This window comes from Thioclava marina (assembly GCF_002020135.1).
Classification (GTDB): domain Bacteria; phylum Pseudomonadota; class Alphaproteobacteria; order Rhodobacterales; family Rhodobacteraceae; genus Thioclava; species Thioclava marina.
This window is the reverse complement of sequence record NZ_MPZS01000001.1, coordinates 731,400-748,884: the sequence shown is the minus strand read 5'-3', so window position 1 is coordinate 748,884 and position 17,485 is coordinate 731,400. Positions and strand designations below refer to the sequence as shown.

Genomic DNA, 17,485 nt, shown 5'->3' with positions numbered 1-17,485 from the left:
ACGCCGGTTTCGGGACCGATATTGGCATAGCACACCCTAAATTCAAGATTTGGGATACATCGAAAACGCATTGTTTCACGCGAGTTCCCCCCTTTTGTTTCATCGGCCCGCGCGCCAGTGATCGGGGGCGTCCCAGACACGGCGGCGGGCCTCCGCGGCGGCTTCGCTTTCATTGAGCCCGATATCGTCGAGCAGCCGTGCATCGAGCCGGCGCAGGGCCAGTCGCGAGCGATGGATTTCGATCAGACGCATAAGCGTCGCGAAAAGGCTCGTCCGGCGGGGCGCGCGCGAGGCACTGCGGGCGTCATGACGGGACAGGAAGGTCATCATCTCATCCTCCATGGGAAATCATCTGTGATCGAGGATGAAGCAGTTTTGACTATGATGAAAACGAATGATTGTGCTATTAATTATCACGAAATGTGATGTATGGGTGACGGATGCCGCAGAACCTCGATGTCGCAGCCCTGCGCGCGGTGCTGACGGTCTCGGATACGGGATCGGTTACCCGCGCGGCAAAGCTGCTCAATCTGACGCAATCGGCGGTCTCGATGCAGATCCGGCGGCTGGAAGAGAGCCTCGACAAGGTTCTCTTCGATCGGGCCAATCGCAAGATGGCGCTGACCCGCGATGGGGCGACGCTGATCGATCATGCGCGCCGGATCTGTGCCGAGAATGACGCGGCGCTGGCGCGGCTGCGCGCAGCGGGGGCGGAGGTCAATGTCCGCTTCGGCCTTCCGCATGATCTCGTGCGCCCGCAAATGCCTGCGCTGTTGCGCGCGCTTTCGTTGCAATGGCCGATGGTGCGGCTCCAGTTGGCCTCGCGCCGCTCGATGACGCTGCGCCGGATGTTCGAGGCGGGCGAGTTCGACATGATCCTGACGACCGAAGACGAGCCCGGCCCCGCGGCGGAGATCCTGGCCGAGGATCAGCTGGTCTGGATCGGGGCTCAAGCCGGGCGCGCTGTCCATGAGCGCCCACTGATGCTGTCGATCGAGGAGGGCTGCGCCTTTCACGGGGCCGCGATGGCAGCTCTCGAAGGGGCGGGGATCGTCTCAAAGCCCGCCTTCGACGGGCAATCCGACGAGATGGCGAGTGCGGCGGTTGCCGCTGATATGGGTGTTGCGGTGCGGCTGTCGCGCGATGTGCCCGCGGGCTGCGTGCCGCTTGGTCCCGAGAGCGGGCTGCCGCCGCTCGGGCGCTCACGGATCTGTCTTTACGATACCGGGCAGCTTACCGGAGAACCCGTCGATGGTCTGCGTGCGCTGCTGCGCGAGGCTTACGCCTAGCCGCCGATCTCGATCACCAGCTTGCCGGTGGAGCGGCGCGCGCGCAGGTCTTCGAGCGCCTCCGCGACCCGTTCCAGCGGGTAGGTGCCGCCGATATGCGGGGTCAGCCCACCTTGGACGAACCAGTCGAAAAGCTGCGCCATCGAACCGGTCAGAAGGCCCGGGTCGAGCTTGAGATAGCCGCCCCAATAGAGCCCGTGGATCGTGATGTTCTTCACCAGCGCATGGTTGAGCGGCAGTTTCGGCTGGCTGCCGCTGGCAAACCCGATCACCAGAAAACGTCCTCCGGGCTTGAGCGCGCGGAAGGCTGCCTCGCCCGCGGTGCCGCCGATCGCATCATAGACGACATCCACCCCGCCAAGCGCCTTGAGCGCGCCCTTGAGATCTTCGGTCTCGCTGTCGACCGTCTCATCGGCCCCGGCCTCTCGTGCGATCTGAAGTTTCTCGGCACCGCGTGCGCAGGCGATCACCCGCGCGCCCATCTTCTTGCCGATCTCGACCGCGGTGAGGCCGACCCCGCCGGCGGCGCCGAGCACCACAAGCGTCTCGCCCGGTTTCAGTCCCGCGCGGGCGTCGAGCGCGACATGGCTCGTTCCATAGGCGATCTGGAAGGCGGCGGCCTGGGTATGGCTCATCGCGTCGGGCATCGGTGTGCAGCGGTTTTCGGGGAAGTTGCCCGCCTCGGCCAGCCCGCCCTGACCCGAGAACACCGCGACACGCGTGCCCGGTGTCAGCGCCGTGCCCGGACCTGCCGCGACCACCTCGCCCGCCAGCTCCATGCCGAGAACGAAAGGGGCCTCGGGTGTGTCCTGATATTTGCCCTCGATCATCAGTAGGTCCGCGAAGTTGAGCCCGCAGGCCCGGATCGCGACCTGAACCTCTCCGGGGCCAGGGGCGGGCAGATCGAGCGTGACGATTTTTGGCTGGGTCTTGGTCTCGGCGATCTGGAAGGCGCGCATCGGGGTCTCCTCGGTCGGCTGGGGGCTGGGCCACGCGGGCCCGTTCGCCCCCGTGATAGCGGCAGCGTGCGGGCAGGGCCAGAGCCGGTTGGCGCACCCCACCGTGAAGGCGAAATCCGCCGCTTTGAGTACCCGCTGAGGGCGAATCAGTCGATCGCCCGGAAGTTGCAGGGCGATAAGGTTGACGTAGCGGAAAATTGCGTCACGCATCGCATTTTGCAAAACACGCAGAGGGAGAGTTCCTTCCGACCTGTCCTTTAGGTCAAGTCGCCTGAAAAATCGGTCATTTCGCCTGTCTTTTTGGACAGGTTTGTTTTTTTGCCGCCTTGGTCAAACTCAGCGCATGGTAGTTTTACAGCGCAATTTCGCTTCGAGGGGTTGAAGATGAAACATCCTGTGGATGTGCATGTGGGTAAGAGAATTCGGCATCGCCGCTGGATGATCGGCATGACGCAACAACAGCTCGCCGATCAGGTGGGCATCAAATTTCAACAGATCCAAAAATACGAAACTGGTATGAACCGCGTTTCGGCGTCCCGCCTTTGGGATATCGCCGATGCGCTTGAGGTTCCGATCTCCTTCTTCTTTGAAGGTCTGTCGGAAGATAGCGGTGTGTCGCAGCCCGAGGTTGCCGGAGACATCCTGTCGGACAAGGAAGCGCTCGCTCTGGTGCGCTCCTACTACTCGATTCCCGAGGCACAGCGCCGTCGGCTCTTCGAGCTGGCCAAGGTGCTCTCGGACGCGGCCTGAAGCCGTTAGGGGGAGCCGTTCGCCCGGGTGGGGACGGATCGGGTGGCTTGACCCGGATAAGGGGGGCGTTTACCGCTCCCCTTGTCCTTTGCAGGCCCGGCGCGGGTCGCACCCCCAACGTCCGGAGCCATCCATGCTGTCCCTGAGCCCTTCCGAACGCGACGAACTTCTGGCGCTGGCCGGGGAGCTTGGCGATCTGGCGCGGTCGGAGACGCTGGCGCAGTTTCGTCCCGAAGGCGGGATCGGCGCGCAGAACAAGCTCGCCTCGGGCTTCGATCCGGTGACCGAGGCCGATCGCGCCGCCGAGGCCGTGATGCGTGCACATCTTGAAGAACGCCGCCCGCAGGACGGGATTTTTGGCGAGGAATACGGTGTCAAGCACGGCACGAGCGGGCTCACCTGGGTTCTTGACCCGATCGACGGCACGCGCGGCTTCATGTCGGGCACGCCGACCTGGGGCGTTCTGATCGCGCTGTGCGCGCAGGAAGAGGATGGCCCCGGTGCGCCGCTTCTCGGGGTGATTGACCAGCCTTATATCGGTGAGCGTTTCTCGGGCGGCTTCGGCGCGGCGGAGGTCTCGGGCCCGCTCGGCCATCGCCCGCTTGTCACCCGTTCTCCGCGCGCGCTCGACGAGGCCGTGCTCTTTACCACTTTCCCCGAAGTTGGCACCGAGGCCGAAGGCGCGGCCTTCGCGCGGCTGTCGCGGCAGGTCCGGCTTACGCGGTACGGGATGGATTGCTACGCCTATGCGCTGGTCGCGGCGGGGCAGATCGACCTCGTGGTGGAGGCGGGGCTCCAGCCCTATGACGTCGCGGCCCCGATCGCGGTGATCGAGGCGGCGGGCGGGATCGTCACCGACTGGCAGGGCCGCCCGGCCCATCGCGGCGGTCGGGTGATCGCCGCAGCCAACCCCGAGATCCACGCCGCCGCGCTGGAACATCTCGCGACGTGATCCGCGTTCCGTCGCGGATGTGAACAGAAGTCGAACATGGCTCTTTTCCTCAAGGGGCGAAGCGGGTAGATTGCCGCCATGAGCTGGATGGAAGATGACGATCCCTACGAGGGCGCCGTGAGCCTGTCGCAACGCGCGATGATGGGCGCCACGCAGGCGCGCGCGGTAGCCTATCTCGACAAGCTGAACCCCGAGCAACGTCAGGCGGTCGAGACCCTCGACGGTCCGGTGCTGATGCTGGCGGGGGCGGGCACCGGCAAGACCTCGGCGCTGACCGCGCGGATTGCGCATCTGATCCATACGGGCCGGGCGCGCCCGAACGAGATCCTCGCCGTGACCTTCACCAACAAGGCCGCGCGCGAGATGAAAGAGCGCGTGGGGCGACACCTGGGCGGTGCGATCGAGGGGATGCCCTGGCTTGGCACCTTCCACTCGGTCTGCGTGAAGCTTTTGCGCCGCCATGCCGAGCTCGTGGGGCTGAAATCCAATTTCACCATCCTCGACACGGACGACCAGATCCGGCTGATGAAACAGCTGATCGTTGCCGCCAATATGGACGAGAAACGCTGGCCCGCGCGTCAGCTTGCCGGGCTGATCGACGGCTGGAAGAACAAGGCGCTGACGCCCGAGAAGGTTTCGGGGCGCGAGACCGCCGCCTTCGACAATCGCGGGTCCGAGCTCTACGCCGCCTATCAGGACCGGCTGAAGACGCTCAATGCGGTCGATTTCGGTGATCTGCTGCTGCATATGGTGACGATCTTTCAGACCCATGCGGATGTGCTCGCGCAATATCAGCGCTGGTTCCGCTACATCCTCGTCGACGAGTATCAGGATACCAACGTCGCGCAATATCTCTGGCTGCGGCTGCTGGCGCAGGGGCACAAGAATATCTGCTGCGTGGGCGATGACGATCAGTCGATCTATGGCTGGCGCGGGGCCGAGGTCAGTAACATCCTGAAATTCGAGAAGGATTTTCCCGGCGCGGCGGTGATCCGGCTGGAGCAGAATTACCGCTCGACCGAACATATCCTTGCCGCCGCCTCGGGCCTGATCGCCGCGAATGAGGGGCGTTTGGGCAAGGAGCTCTGGACCGAGGCCGAGGGCGGCGAGAAAGTCCGCCTGATCGGCCATTGGGACGGCGAGGAAGAGGCCCGCTGGATCGGCGAGGAAATCGAGGCGATCCAGCGCGGCACCCGTGGCAATCCGCCCGTCAGCCTGAACGATCAGGCCATCCTCGTGCGCGCCTCGCACCAGATGCGCGCCTTCGAGGACCGTTTCCTGACCATCGGTCTGCCCTATCGCGTGATCGGTGGCCCGCGCTTCTACGAACGTTTGGAAATCCGCGACGCGATGGCCTATTTCCGCCTCGTGACCTCGCCCGAGGACGATCTGGCCTTCGAGCGGATCATCAACACTCCGAAACGCGGCCTTGGCGACAAGGCACAGCAGCGCATTCAGATCGCCGCCCGCGAGAACGGTCTGAGCCTGCTCGACGGCGCGAAGCTGCTGGTGGCCGAAGGGGCGCTGACGGGCAAGGCAGGGGGGCAGCTGCGGTTGTTCGTCGAGAATATCACTCGCTGGCACGATGAAATTGCGCAGGCCTCGCCCGCGACGGCGGTGACGCGAGCCGAGGATGACGATCTGCTGATCGAGCCCGCCGAGGATGGTGTGGCGCCCGCGAATGACCTCAGCCATGTGCGGCTGGCTGAACGGATCCTCGAGGAATCCGGCTATGTCGAGATGTGGCAGAACGACAAGACGCCCGAGGCGCCGGGGCGGCTGGAGAACCTCAAGGAACTGGTGAAAGCGCTCGAGCAGTTCGACAATCTCCAGGGCTTCCTCGAGCACGTCGCGCTGATCATGGATAACGATAAATCCGAGACCGAGGAGAAGGTCTCGATCATGACGCTGCACGCCGCAAAAGGGCTGGAGTTTCCGGTGGTCTTCCTGCCGGGATGGGAGGACGGGCTGTTTCCGTCGCAGCGCTCGATGGATGAAAGCGGGCTGAAGGGCCTCGAGGAAGAGCGTCGTCTGGCCTATGTGGGCATCACCCGGGCGGAAGAGCTGTGCACGATCTCCTTTGCGGGCAACCGCCGTGTCTATGGTCAGTGGCAAAGCCAGATGCCGTCGCGTTTCATCGACGAGTTGCCGGTGAAACATGTCGAGGTGCTGACCCCGCCGGGGCTCTACGGTGGCGGCATGAACGGGGGCGGGGTCTCTGCGGGCGGCTTTGGCGGTTCGACCGCGATGGAGGACCGCGTCTCGCGCGCCGATGTCTATAATTCTCCCGGCTGGCGGCGGCTGCAAAACGCGCAATCGCGCGGCATCAGCTCACCGCGCGAGGCGCGTCACATGACCATCGATGCGAGCGGCGAGAGCGATTACGAAATCGGTGACCGCGTCTTCCACAAGAAGTTCGGCTATGGCGAGGTGATGGGCTCGGAGGGCGACAAGCTCGTGGTCGAGTTCGACAAGGCGGGCGAAAAGCGTCTGTTGGCGAGCTTCGTGGTGCCTGCCGCTGATGCCGATGACGTGCCGTTCTGAGGCCTCGCGACCTGCGCTTGTTTTCGGATTGGTTCAAATATCCCGGGGTGAGGCGCGAAGCGCCGAGGGGCAGCGCCCCTCATGCGCCGGTCGAGCCCTCGTCACCAGTGCCACCATGATCACCGCCTGCGTAAGACACGTGGAGGGGACGGCGATGCTTGCCTGTGCGGGACGCTGATCCCGCGCGGCAAAAAGGCGCCACGGGGCGCCTTGTCGCTTACATCTTGTTGAGCTTGCTTTGCAGGTCTGCGAGCTGTTTCTTGATCGCGTCGAGCTCTCCGCGCTCGTCGCCGCCACCCTCGGGCGCGGGGCCTGAGGAACCGGCAGTACCCCAGCCAGCCATCATGTTCTTGAGGAAGGCCTGCTGCTGGGCCTGAAGCGCCTCGAAGCCGGGCATGGTGGCCATCGGGTTGGGCATCTTGTTCATGTTCTCGAGCATCTGCGAATGGCCCTCGCGCAGCATCTCGAAGCTGGCGGCGAGGAATTGCGGCACCACCGATTGCGCGGCCCCGGTATAGGAGCGCACGAGATCGGTCAGCACATCGACCGGCAGAACGTTCTCGCCGCGGCTCTCGTGCTCGGCGACGATTTGCAGCAGGTATTGCCGCGTCAGGTCGTCGCCGGATTTGAGATCGACGATCTGCACCTCGCGACCGTCGCGGATGAACTTCGCGATATCTTCGAGCGTCACGTAATCGCTGGTCTCGGTATTGTAGAGACGGCGGCTCGCGTAGCGCTTGATCAGCAAGGGCTTTTCGTCTTCGGCCATGTGGTGCGATCCTCCCCGGATTTTTGCGTTGCAGCGATTGTGAGACGCTGCGCGCGCAAAAGCAACAAAAGAAAAAGGGCGCGCCGGAAAGGCGCGCCCGAGGTTCCGCTGTCCCGGCAGGGAGGAGGAGGCCGGGAGCTACGGGAGGAACTTACTTCGCAGCCGCGGCGGCTTTCTTGGTGGCCGCGGTCATGTCGGCGGTCGCCTTCTTCACGGTCGCGGTCGCTTCGGCCGACATGTCCTTGCCAGCAGCCATCATGAGCTCGACGGTATCCATCTGGACCTTCTTCGCGATCTCGGCGAAGGCAGCCATGTTCTCGGCAGCCATTTCAGCCGAAGCCGACGCGAAGTCGCTCACAGCCTTGGCGTAGTCGGCCGGCTCTTCCTTGGTCTTGGTCAGTTCACCAACCTTGGAGAGCGTGCCCTTGGTCCACTTGGTCGAGATTTCGGCCGTCTTCTCGGCGGCATCGAGAGCCACTTTCGACATCTTCTCGCCCAGTGCGGCTTGCGACTTGAAGGCTTCCTGGAATTTCGCGGTGTCGACGGGGAAGCTCGCCATCATGTCCTGCATGATCTTGGTGTAGTCTTGGGTCTTGGCCATTGTAATGCTCCATTGGGTTGGGGCCCGTAGGTTGGAACGTCGGCAGGGCCCGTTTGCTTACGTAACGTACATACATGCTGCGGCGCAGCATTTCAAGCCCGGAGATGCTGCGACGCAGAAATTTTACAATTGGAGAGCGAAAATCAGATCTGCACGATCTCTTTCACGTAAGTGCCTGGCGCGTCTGCAAGAACCGGATGCTCGGCGTCTCCGGGTGCTCGCGCGGGCACCATCGCGCCCGACTTTTTCGCCAGCCATTCGCTCCAGCGTGGCCACCAGCTGCCCTCGTGAAACGTCGCCTCGGCCTTCCACTGCGCGGGATTCGCGATCGGTGCGGTGGAGGTGTAATGACCGTATTTCTTCTTGCTGGGCGGGTTCACGATCCCGGCGATGTGACCCGATTCCGAGAGGATGAAGGTCTTCTCCTTCGATCCCATTTTCGCGATCCCGTTGAAGGAGGCGACCCAGGGTGCGATGTGATCCGTCTCGCAGGCGATCGCCATCAGCGGCACTTTCACCTCCGAGACCTGAACCGTCTCGCCCAGGACCTCGAAGCCGTCGCCCGCGAAACGGTTCTTCTGACAGAGCCCGCGCAGATAATCGATCGCCATCTTGCCGGGAAGGTTGGTGGAGTCGCCGTTCCAGAACAGCAGGTCGAAAGCGGGCGGGGCCTCGCCCATCATGTAGCTACGGATCGCGGGCTGGTAGATCAGGTCGCGCGAACGCAGGAAGGAGAAGGTGCGCGACATGAAGTAGCTCGAAAGCACCCCGTCGGCCTTGCACTGGCGTTCGATCCCGTCGACGAAATCGTCTTGCAGGAAGACGGCGAACTCCCCTTGATCGGAGAAGTCGGTCAGCGTGGTGAAGAAGGTGGCCGAGTTGATCGACTTGTCCTTGCGCTTGTTGAGCAGTGCAAGGGTCAGCGACAGCGTCGTGCCCGCGATACAATAGCCGACCGCGTTGACCTTCTTCTCGCCGGTGATCTGCTTCACCTGCTCGATCGCGGTCAGGTAGCCTTCTTCGACATAGTCATCCAGGCCGACATCCGCATAAGAGAAATCGGGGTTCTTCCAACTCACCACGAAGAGCGTGAAGCCCTGATCGACGATCCAGCGGATCAGTGAGTTCTGCGGCTTGAGGTCCATGATGTAGAAGCGGTTGATCCAGGGCGGGAAGATGATCAGCGGCGTCTTGTGGACCTTCTCGGTGGTGGGCTTGTACTGGATCAGTTCGAACAGGCGGTTGCGATAGACGACCGAGCCTTCGGCGGTGCCGATGTTCTCGCCAACCGAGAAGGCGTCCTTGTCGGCCAGCGTCACCAGCAGATCGCCGCGGTTCGCCTCGATGTCGCGTACGAGGTTCTCAAGTCCCTTCACCAGGCTCTCGCCCTCGGTCTCGATCGCCTTTTCAAGCGCGTCGGGATTGGTGGCGAGGAAATTGGTCGGCGACATCAGGTCGATGATCTGGCGCGAGAAGTATTCGAGCCGCTGCCGGTCGACGGGGTCGAGATCGTCGATCGCATCCACGGCATCCTGAACGCCCTTCGCGGCGATCTGATATTGCTGCTTGATGAAGTTGAAATAGGGGTGGCTGTCCCAGAGCGGGTTCTTGAAGCGCGGATCGGCGGGGCCGGGATTTTCGGGCGGTGCGATCTTGCCGGCGGAAAGCGCCTCCTGTGCCTCCATGTAATGCTTCATCGCCTGTCCCCAGTAGCTCACCTGGGCCTCGAGTATCTTCGAGGGCTTTTCCAGCCACTCCTTCATCAGCGCGGCGCTCGAGGACAGGTAAAGATCGGCTCCGGGCCCTTCGAGCGCGGGGTTCATCGGGCGCTTATGGGCGATTGCATCGACCATGCGCTCGGTGAGCTGTTCGATCCGGGCGAGATTCTCCTGCATTTTCTGCGATGCAGCAATTTTGTTCTCGTCCTCGGTTGTCATAATGATGTTTCCTCCCTATCCTCTCACACAGCATAATCTTGCCGCAGTCCTGGGGTAAAGCGGCGTTTACTGGTCCAGAGGCGGTGTTTGCCGACCTCCCCGAGGAGTCGCAAATGAAATCAATCATGTCCTATGACCTGATGGAAACCGTCAGGAACACGAACGAATGGATGGGGGCCTCTGCCCGCGCCATGGCTTCCTATCCGGTCTGGGGGCTTGCGCCGCATCCGATGTTCAAGATCATGTCGGCCTGGGGCCGCGTGACTGAACGTTCCTTCGCACGGATGGTCATCAAGCCGGACTGGGGCATTCACTCGATCGCCGCCGAGGACGGGCGCGATCACCTCGTCGAGGTCGAGACCGTCGTCGACAAACCCTTCGGCAGCCTCGTTCACTTCAATGTGCAGGGGCGTGCCCCGATGGAGCGCCGCATCCTTCTGGTCGCGCCGATGTCGGGTCACTACGCGACGCTCTTGCGCTCGACCGTGGCCTCGCTGCTGCCCGATGCCGATGTCTGGGTCACCGACTGGCACAATGCGCGCGACATCCCCGTCAGCGAGGGCAAGTTCGACGTCGAGGATTACACGCTCTACCTCGTCGACTTCATGAAGAAGATGGGGCCGGACTGTAACGTTATCGCAGTTTGCCAGCCCGCGCCTCTCGCGCTGGCGGCGACTGCCTATCTGGCCGAGGAAGACCCGACCGCGCAGCCGCGTACGCTGACGCTGATCGGCGGGCCGATCGACCCCGATGCCGCAGCGACCGAAGTGACCGATTTCGGCCGCCGTGTGACGATGGGCCAGCTCGAGCAGATGGTGATCCAGCGCGTGGGCTTCAAATACAAGGGCGCGGGCCGTCTGGTCTATCCGGGGCTGATGCAGCTTGCGTCTTTCATCTCGATGAACATGGACAAGCATGCCCAGGCCTTCCAGGAAAAGATCTGGAGCGAGGCGAATGGCGAAGGCTCCGAGCACGACAAGCATTACCGCTTCTATGACGAATATCTCGCGGTGATGGACATGACGGCCGAGTTCTACCTTTCGACGGTCGAGCGTATCTTCAAGGGGCTCGAAATCGCGCAGAACCGTTTCACGGTTGCGGGCAAGCCGGTCGATATCTCGAAGATCACCACGGTCGCGGTGAAGACGGTCGAGGGTGAGAAGGACGACATCTCCGCCCCGGGCCAATGCGTGGCGGCCCTCGATCTGTGCACAGGGGTGCCGGATTCGATGAAGCAGCAGCACCTCGAGCCGGATGCCGGCCATTACGGCATCTTCGCGGGCTCGCACTGGCGCAACAATATCCGTCCTCTGGTGCTGGAGTTCATCGACGAGAACGCGGCCAACCCGGTTCCGGGCAAGGGCAAACCCGCGACCGTCACCCCGATCCGCAACAAGGCGGCGAAGGCGACCGAAGCCACCTGAGCGCGGCGCGTCCTCATCAGTTTCGCGAGCGCCGTCCCCTGGGGCGGCGCTTTGCCATTGCGGCGAAAGGGCCTAGGGCAGGGGCGTGCATGGCGGCATTTTCCCGCCCGGTCTTTTCTGCCGGTCACATTCTGCTAAATGGAAACCGAACCACTGCGCGAGGACCCTCATGGCCGATCGTTTCCGCCTGACCATGGCCCAGCTCAACCCGACCGTCGGGGCGCTCGAGGCCAATGCCGAGAAGGCCTATGCCGCCTGGCAAGAGGGCAAGCGCGCGGGCGCCGACATGGTCGCGCTGCCCGAGATGTTCCTCACCGGCTACCAGACGCAGGACCTGATCGCGAAGCCCGCTTTCGTGGCCGATGCGACCGCCGCGATGGAGGCTCTGGGCGCGCGCATCACCGATGGGCCGGCGCTGGGGATCGGCGGGCCGTGGTGGGACGACGAGGGTCATTTCAACGCCTATTGGGTCTGGAAGGATGGCAAGCTCGTTGCGCGGATGCTCAAGCACGACCTGCCGCATCACGGCATTTTCGACGAATACCGTATCTACGATTCCGGCCCGATCTCGGGACCTTACGCGATCAACGGGGTGCGCATCGGCACCCCGATCTGCGAGGATGCCTGGCACCCGGATGTGGCCGAGACGCTGGCCGAGACCGGGGCCGAGATCCTGATCGTGCCCAATGGCTCGCCCTATTACCGCGGCAAGCTCGACGTCCGCATGACCCATATGGTGACGCGCGTGGTCGAGACCGGGCTGCCGCTCGTCTACCTCAATGCGGTCGGCGGGCAGGACGATCAGGTCTTCGACGGGGCGAGCTTCGTGCTGAACCGACACGGGGCGCTGGCTGCGCAATTCGCGCCTTTCGACGAGATCATCGACCATGTCGATTTCATCCGCGAGGACGATGGCTGGGCCTGTGTCGAGGGCCGCGACGATCCGCAGCCTTCGGAATGGGAGCAGGATTACCGCGCCATGGTCGAAGGCTTGGGCGATTACCTGCGCAAGTCGGGATTTTCCAAGGTCGTCCTTGGCCTGTCGGGCGGGATCGATTCCGCGCTGGTCGCGACGATCGCGGCGGATGCCTTGGGGCCTCAGGCTGTCCATTGCGTGATGCTGCCCTCGGAATATACCTCGCAGGGCTCGCTGGACGATGCGGCGGAGCTGGCGAAGCGGCAGGGGCTGCGGCTCGATACGGTGCGCATTGATGGTGCGCGCGATGCGGTCTCGGAGGCGCTTTCGCATCTCATGGCGGGCACGCAGCCCGACGTAACCGAGGAAAACATCCAGTCGCGCCTGCGTGGCGTGATGCTGATGGCGCTGTCGAACAAGTTCGGCGAGATGCTCCTGACCACCGGCAACAAATCCGAGATGGCCGTGGGATACGCCACGATCTATGGCGACATGTCGGGCGGCTACAACCCGATCAAGGATCTCTACAAGACCCGCGTCTTCGAGACCTGCCGCTGGCGCAATGCCAATCACCGGCCGTGGATGAAGGGCCCCGAGGGCGAGGTGATCCCGGTCGAGATCATCGATAAGCCGCCCTCGGCGGAACTGCGTCCCGACCAGAAGGACGAGGACAGCCTGCCGCCCTATCCGGTGCTCGATGCGATCCTCGAAGGGCTGGTGGAGAACGATGCCTCGGTCTCTGACCTGATGGCGCAGGGTTTCGAACGCGAGACGATCAAGAAGGTCGAGCATCTGCTCTATATTTCCGAGTGGAAGCGTTTCCAGTCGGCGCCCGGCACGCGCCTGTCGCGCCGGGCTTTCTGGCTTGATCGCCGCTATCCGATCGTCAATCGCTGGCGCGATCAGGGCCACGAAACCGAGCCCGTGACCGATCCCTTCCGCTCCTGATCGCGCTCAATGCGCGGGCTTGATGAAGGTCCCGTTGCGCAGCTCGGCCATCGCGGTCATCAGCTCTTCGCGGGTGTTCATCACGATCGGCCCGTGCCAGGCGACGGGCTCCTGAATGGGCGCGCCCGAGATCAGCAGGAAGCGCACGCCACGCTCGCCCGCCTGAACGACGATCTCGTCGCCCGTGCCGAAACGCACCAGCGTGCGGTCGCCTGACAGGTCGCGGATGTTGACCTCTTGGCCCATCACTTCCTTTTCGAGCAGCACGCCCGAAGGGGTGGAGGCGTCGGCAAAGACGGCCTCGCCTTCGAAGACATAGGCGAAGCTGCGGCGGTAGGTGTCGACCTTGAGGCGCTTCTTCACACCCGGCGGGATCGAGATGTCGAGATATTGCGGATCGGCGGCGATGCCGTCGACCGGGCCGCGCTTGCCCCAGAACTCGCCGGTGACGATGCGTGCCACCGTGCCGTCATCGTCGATCACCTCGGGGATGTCCGAGCCTTGGATGTCTTGATATCGCGGCGCGGTCATCTTCTGATCCGCAGGAAGGTTCGCCCAGAGCTGGAAGCCATGCATCCGACCCTGCGCGTCGCCTTTGGGCATTTCCTGATGGAGGATGCCCGACCCGGCCGTCATCCATTGCACCGAGCCCGCACCGAGCTCGCCACGATTGCCGAGGCTGTCGCCATGCTCGACGGTGCCCGCCAGAACATAGGTGATCGTCTCTATGCCGCGATGGGGGTGCCACGGGAACCCGGGGAGGTAATCCTCGGGGCGGTCATTGCGGAAATCGTCGAAGAGCAGGAACGGGTCGGCCTCGGTCGGGTCCTGAAACCCGAAGGCGCGATGCAGGTGGACGCCCGCGCCTTCCATGAAGGGCTGGGCGCGGCGGGTCTCGAGAACGGGACGGATCGACATTGTGCTTCCTCCGGCTGATGCGGTCTCACGTCAGCAGATAGGGAAGCCACGGCTTTGCGCAATTGCACAGATGCGCACGAAAACACTCAGCGAATGCACAGAGGCGGGGTTGGATTTACTTCGTGGGATCCCAGACGAAGCGGTTCCCGCGCGGACGCGTCACGATGAAACTGGAGAAGCGAAGCCCCTTGCTCAGGCCAATCTGACCGAGATGGTCGCCCTCGTGGTACACCCACTTGTCGCCGATGCCGAAAAGCGGGTGATAGCTGTAGGATGTCTCGACGATTGCCGCCGTGTCGCCGGGCGCGAGCACGGGAATGCGGTCGGCCTCGGCATCGAGTGCGGCCTGCGTGAAAACGTCAGCGATATTGGTCGCATCCGAGGCAACCAGCGTGACCTTGCGGTTTGGATCGGCCCCGTTGCAAGGCGCGTCGGGCGCGAAGGGATCGGCCCAGCACCGGACGATCGTCACCCGCATCCATGTCTGCTCATCATCCGATTTCTTCGCAAGGTAGTCGAAGATCTTCTTCATTCCCATCACATAGGCGGGGCCGAACGGGTCGCGCTCACGCGAGATGATATCGGCTACGGTCGAGGTGGCCCGGGTCACCTTGGCGCGCATGCGGAACGCGTCGTAGATCTCGAAGGCCAGCACAAGCCAACCTGCGAGCAGCAAAAACCCCATGACCCCTTCGATCGGGATCGAGCCGTGTTCTTCCTTGCCGAAGCGTCTGAAGCGAAAGCGGGACAGTGCCATGATTACCTCTCCCTTCAGCTTCCGGACGCCGACGGGAAGATCGAGGTCGCGCGCGGCTCGGTCACGAAGGCTGTGGTGGAGATCAGGGCGAAGTGATCGGGGTCGTCGATCGGGGCGGTGCGGATCAGCGCCTGGGCGAGGGGATTGTCGATCATCATCGGTTTCACCCGCAGGCAGACACGCATCAGCATGATCTGGTTCGACAGGCCCCCTTCCAGCGTCGCCGAGGGCGGCGGGGCGGAATCGTCGGAGAAATTCTCGCAGCGCAGCGGATGGGCGTCGATCGACGAGCTCCAGTCGTTGCGATTGACGACGAACGTCTCGACCGAGACGTTGTCAAAGCAATTCTCGCCGCCTAGGAAGCCCGCCTTCTGACAGACCCGCTCGCGCAGGGTCGCCTCGCTGGGCATCCCCTCCATCCCGAGGCGGATCACCCGGGCGGTCAGGTCGGTTGCCCGGTCAAGCAGAACCTGCTTGGTCAGGGTCACGCCCATCTCGATTGCAGAGGCCATCATGAAGATGAAGAACACCACCCAGATCAGCGCTGCGATCGTGACTGCACCCTCTTCGTCGCGCGCAAACCGGCCGGGCTTGCGGGCGAGGGGGGCGAGACTGGCGAGGCAGGGGAGCATTGGTTTGTCCTGTCCGTGGCGCGTCAGTTGGTCAGGCGCAGCGAGATGATCTGAGCGGCGATCGAGGCGAAGGCGTCGTTCAGGTCATCGCCCTTGATCTCGTGGGCATAGCTCGGTCCCGTGGCGCATTTCTCCAGCGCCGCCTTGCCCTCGGGGGGGGCAGAAACCGCGATGGTGTAGACATCGATCCCGCGGGAACGGGCCACGTTGCAGACTTCCTCGAGATTGGCGTCCTTCTGCTCGAACATCGAGGAGATCGCCATCTCGGCATAGATCGACTTCACGGATTGCCTCGGATCATCGGCCTGACGCGGACGCAGCAGGAACTTGTCGATCACGTATTGCACCGTCCAGCCCTTGCCCCAGATCGTTTCCCAGGAAATCGAATGGAGTGTCCGGAGATTGCCCGAGATCGACACCATGACCTTGTCGCCCGCGTCGACGCGGTCGCGCCAGGTGCCGTCCCTGAAGCGGTAGATCGGTTTGAGCCCCGCCGCGTCGCGCTGCGCCGAATACCAGTAGAGCTGGCTCTGGTCGTAATCATAGAAGGCGGTTGCGGAGTCGGTCGAGAAGAAGCCCGACGGACCGGTACGGTATTCCATCTTGGTCGAGAAGGAGCGCGTGTTCATCCCGTCCGTCATCAGGATCATCACCTTCATCGATCTCTCGTCGACCGAGGTGGCGGTGTCGGAATAGGGCATGGGCCGGTTCTGGACCGAGGAACTGATCATACCTCTGCTGGCCAGCGCCTGCGCGACCGGTTCCGAAGAGGGATCGAGCAGCGCAAAGCCCCAGCGCGCGCCGATGTCGATGGCGGTGTCGCCGCCGGCGCGCAGCGAGGAGATCTTGTTGAGCAGATCCTGCTGGTTGTCCTCTATCGCCATGATCGGCGAATAGCTGAATTCGTAGCAGTTCTCGGCGCTTTCGCTGAGTGTCTTGAAGATCGAGTAGCCCTGATTCACCATGTCATAGCTCCAGCCATACATGGTGCGCTGCAACGGCGCCGTGGGCGAGATCGCGAGATTGTCGAAACCGAGCGTCTGCACATCCGCGCAGGTGTTCTTGGTGTGATCCGTGCTCAGGTTGTAGATGCTCGCCAGCGTCGTACCCATCGAGACCTGCTGGTTGTAGGGCACGATCGAGATCGAGAGCAGCCCGGCAGGCGCCCCCGGGGGTTGGACGTCGTCGAACATCGTGTTGACGAAATTCGTTGCGGCGGTCCGCAGCGAGGCGATCTTCGACTCGCCGGAGGTGGAATTCTGATCGCGATCGTTCATCGAGCCGGAAATATCGAGCACCATCGAGATCTCGACATTGCCGATCGATTCTTCGGCGCGCGCACCGACATTCGTCGCAAGTGAATGGACGCCGAGCAGGTCTCCGAAGATCGTCGGCATGTCGTCGCGCGTCACGATGGTGACGCGGCGATATTTCTCCTCGTCACTAGGGCTGTTCTTCTCGTTCGTTTCGATGATCGGATCGACGTCGAGATAATCGAGCCCGGCTTTGTTGAGATAATCGTTCACTACATATTTCGGATCGACCCTCTGGCTGAGGCTGGCCGCGGCGAGGGCGGCGCGGTCGATCGTGCCCTGGATCAGGGTGCGGCGCTCTTCCTGGCGGATGAAGTCGATCGCGAGACCGCCAACGATCATCAGAATCAAGAAGATCTGAAGGCTGAAGATGAAGATCGCCCCATCCTCTTCGCGCGCAAACTTGCCGATCCGGGTGATCCCCGGTCGGGTCTTGGCTTGCGAAACCGTCTTCAAGCGAACAACCGCCATCCCTCTCTCCTTTCTCGCGTGACTGCGCATATCTACGCCTCACACGAAAGTGAGAATCCTTCGTCGAGTAATCGTGCCCAAGCCATGAGGCCAAATTATGTCCTAATCCAGCCAAGTTAGGCGGCATTGTTAAGGCAAGCTGCAACGGTCTCGCTATGATGCGGGGAATCGTTTCCGTGGCGGCAATTGTCGTGCCGCCTTTTGTGCGCGTTTGATTCCGATTCGTCCGCAATCGAGGGGTTTAGCGTTAACGGATTGGGCGGTCTTGCCGCCGGGCTTTCGACTCAGGCAGCAATCGCTAAGGT

The 17,485-nt window shown here is 62.9% G+C and carries 15 protein-coding genes; 6 read left to right on the top strand and 9 right to left on the bottom strand.

Annotated elements, in window-relative coordinates:
• Positions 1 to 99: 99 nt before the first annotated feature.
• Positions 100 to 327 (bottom strand): DUF1127 domain-containing protein, encoded by a 228-nt coding sequence (locus BMG00_RS03525; protein ID WP_078574237.1) that lies wholly within the window; start codon positions 325 to 327, stop codon positions 100 to 102.
• Positions 328 to 440: 113 nt separating this feature from the next.
• Between BMG00_RS03525 and BMG00_RS03520 the strand changes: the two genes are divergently transcribed.
• A complete protein-coding gene (locus BMG00_RS03520; RefSeq protein WP_078528798.1) occupies positions 441 to 1,289 on the top strand; it encodes a LysR family transcriptional regulator in 849 nt (282 codons plus the stop codon).
• On the opposite strand, the gene BMG00_RS03515 is transcribed toward BMG00_RS03520, so the two are convergent.
• Positions 1,286 to 2,248 (bottom strand): NADPH:quinone oxidoreductase family protein, encoded by a 963-nt coding sequence (locus tag BMG00_RS03515; RefSeq protein ID WP_078529016.1) that lies wholly within the window; start codon positions 2,246 to 2,248, stop codon positions 1,286 to 1,288. The genes BMG00_RS03520 and BMG00_RS03515 overlap by 4 nt on opposite strands.
• Positions 2,249 to 2,632: 384 nt before the next feature.
• Between BMG00_RS03515 and BMG00_RS03510 the strand changes: the two genes are divergently transcribed.
• From BMG00_RS03510 to BMG00_RS03500, 3 genes are all read left to right on the top strand, one after another.
• A complete protein-coding gene (locus tag BMG00_RS03510) occupies positions 2,633 to 2,998 on the top strand; it encodes a helix-turn-helix domain-containing protein (RefSeq protein WP_078528796.1) in 366 nt (121 codons plus the stop codon).
• A gap of 133 nt (positions 2,999 to 3,131) precedes the next feature.
• A complete protein-coding gene (locus BMG00_RS03505; protein WP_078573396.1) occupies positions 3,132 to 3,950 on the top strand; it encodes an inositol monophosphatase family protein in 819 nt (272 codons plus the stop codon).
• 78 nt (positions 3,951 to 4,028) lie between these two features.
• A complete protein-coding gene (locus BMG00_RS03500) occupies positions 4,029 to 6,494 on the top strand; it encodes an ATP-dependent helicase (RefSeq protein WP_078573395.1) in 2,466 nt (821 codons plus the stop codon).
• Between the two features lie 217 nt (positions 6,495 to 6,711).
• On the opposite strand, the gene phaR is transcribed toward BMG00_RS03500, so the two are convergent.
• The 3 genes from phaR to phaC form a co-directional block, all read right to left on the bottom strand.
• Positions 6,712 to 7,263, bottom strand: coding sequence for a polyhydroxyalkanoate synthesis repressor PhaR (gene phaR, locus BMG00_RS03495; protein ID WP_078528790.1), 552 nt, complete (start codon positions 7,261 to 7,263; stop codon positions 6,712 to 6,714).
• Positions 7,264 to 7,414: 151 nt separating this feature from the next.
• Positions 7,415 to 7,864, bottom strand: a complete 450-nt coding sequence (locus tag BMG00_RS03490) for a phasin, PhaP (protein WP_078528788.1) — start codon at positions 7,862 to 7,864, stop codon at positions 7,415 to 7,417.
• Positions 7,865 to 8,007: 143 nt separating this feature from the next.
• Entirely contained in the window at positions 8,008 to 9,801 is a 1,794-nt protein-coding gene (phaC, locus tag BMG00_RS03485; RefSeq protein ID WP_078573394.1) for a class I poly(R)-hydroxyalkanoic acid synthase, read from the bottom strand.
• A 113-nt stretch (positions 9,802 to 9,914) separates the two neighbouring features.
• Between phaC and phaZ the strand changes: the two genes are divergently transcribed.
• On the top strand, positions 9,915 to 11,225 hold the full coding sequence (gene phaZ / locus BMG00_RS03480; RefSeq protein WP_078528784.1) for a polyhydroxyalkanoate depolymerase: 1,311 nt from the start codon (positions 9,915 to 9,917) through the stop codon (positions 11,223 to 11,225).
• A gap of 169 nt (positions 11,226 to 11,394) precedes the next feature.
• On the top strand, positions 11,395 to 13,089 hold the full coding sequence (locus BMG00_RS03475; protein WP_078573393.1) for an NAD+ synthase: 1,695 nt from the start codon (positions 11,395 to 11,397) through the stop codon (positions 13,087 to 13,089).
• Between the two features lie 6 nt (positions 13,090 to 13,095).
• On the opposite strand, the gene BMG00_RS03470 is transcribed toward BMG00_RS03475, so the two are convergent.
• The 4 genes from BMG00_RS03470 to BMG00_RS03455 all read right to left on the bottom strand — a co-directional run bounded on the left by BMG00_RS03470 (position 13,096) and on the right by BMG00_RS03455 (position 17,180).
• Complete coding sequence (locus BMG00_RS03470; RefSeq protein ID WP_078573392.1) at positions 13,096 to 14,007, bottom strand: pirin family protein; 912 nt, start codon at positions 14,005 to 14,007, stop codon at positions 13,096 to 13,098.
• 115 nt (positions 14,008 to 14,122) lie between these two features.
• Positions 14,123 to 14,764, bottom strand: coding sequence for a hypothetical protein (locus tag BMG00_RS03465; protein WP_078528778.1), 642 nt, complete (start codon positions 14,762 to 14,764; stop codon positions 14,123 to 14,125).
• 14 nt (positions 14,765 to 14,778) lie between these two features.
• Complete coding sequence (locus BMG00_RS03460; RefSeq protein ID WP_078573391.1) at positions 14,779 to 15,396, bottom strand: TadE/TadG family type IV pilus assembly protein; 618 nt, start codon at positions 15,394 to 15,396, stop codon at positions 14,779 to 14,781.
• Positions 15,397 to 15,419: 23 nt separating this feature from the next.
• On the bottom strand, positions 15,420 to 17,180 hold the full coding sequence (locus tag BMG00_RS03455) for a pilus assembly protein TadG-related protein (protein ID WP_078573390.1): 1,761 nt from the start codon (positions 17,178 to 17,180) through the stop codon (positions 15,420 to 15,422).
• Positions 17,181 to 17,485: the final 305 nt, after the last annotated feature.